Source organism: Halorubrum tibetense (assembly GCF_042661865.1).
Classification (GTDB): domain Archaea; phylum Halobacteriota; class Halobacteria; order Halobacteriales; family Haloferacaceae; genus Halorubrum; species Halorubrum tibetense.
Window position 1 is genome coordinate 1 of the sequence record NZ_JBHSWW010000756.1, and the last position, 505, is coordinate 505.

The following is a 505-nucleotide window of genomic DNA, read 5'->3' on the forward strand; positions in this document are numbered from 1 at the left end:
GGCAGCGCCGTTATCAAATGGGCAAAACAGGATCTTGGCGTCACTCTTAATGCGCGTTGGTTCGTAGAGCAGGAATTGGCATCTGGCGAGTTGGTCGAGGTGCTACCTGATTGGCAGGCAAACATCAGCGGCCACGAGGATGCGCTGGTCTACCTCATGTGGAAGGCCACTAACGCCCGCCGACCGGTAGTGCGTGCGATGATAGACTTTTTAGCAGCGCACCTTGTTGAGGTCAATTGATCATCGCACCTAGACCTAGAAAATCTCGGCACACAGCTAACACCAAACACCAGGCGCACCAGCTAAGCAGGACAATCACCTTAGAGCGCCCGATCCGCGCGCAGTAAAAAAGCGGGCGCCCAGCGGTACCTACTGAGCCGCCTCGTCTGACGCGCTCAAGCCGTCCATCAAACACAACAAAATAGCATTGGTCCAACCGAAACCACTTTGCACTGGGTACTCACCACCTTCAGCCTGCTTGCCTAAACGTTGCACATCATATTTT

2 protein-coding genes are annotated in these 505 nt (G+C 54.3%); one reads left to right on the forward strand and one right to left on the reverse strand.

The features are described 5' to 3' along the window. A partial coding sequence (locus tag ACFQEU_RS18135; RefSeq protein WP_379784432.1) for a LysR substrate-binding domain-containing protein occupies window positions 1-240 on the forward strand: 240 nt, incomplete at its 5' end. A 129-nt stretch (window positions 241-369) separates the two neighbouring features. Here ACFQEU_RS18135 and ACFQEU_RS18140 read toward each other — a convergent pair. Further along, the gene (locus tag ACFQEU_RS18140) at window positions 370-495 is read right to left on the reverse strand and encodes a trehalase family glycosidase (protein WP_379784434.1); all 126 of its coding nucleotides are present in this window, start codon (window positions 493-495) and stop codon (window positions 370-372) included. Window positions 496-505 lie beyond the last annotated feature (10 nt).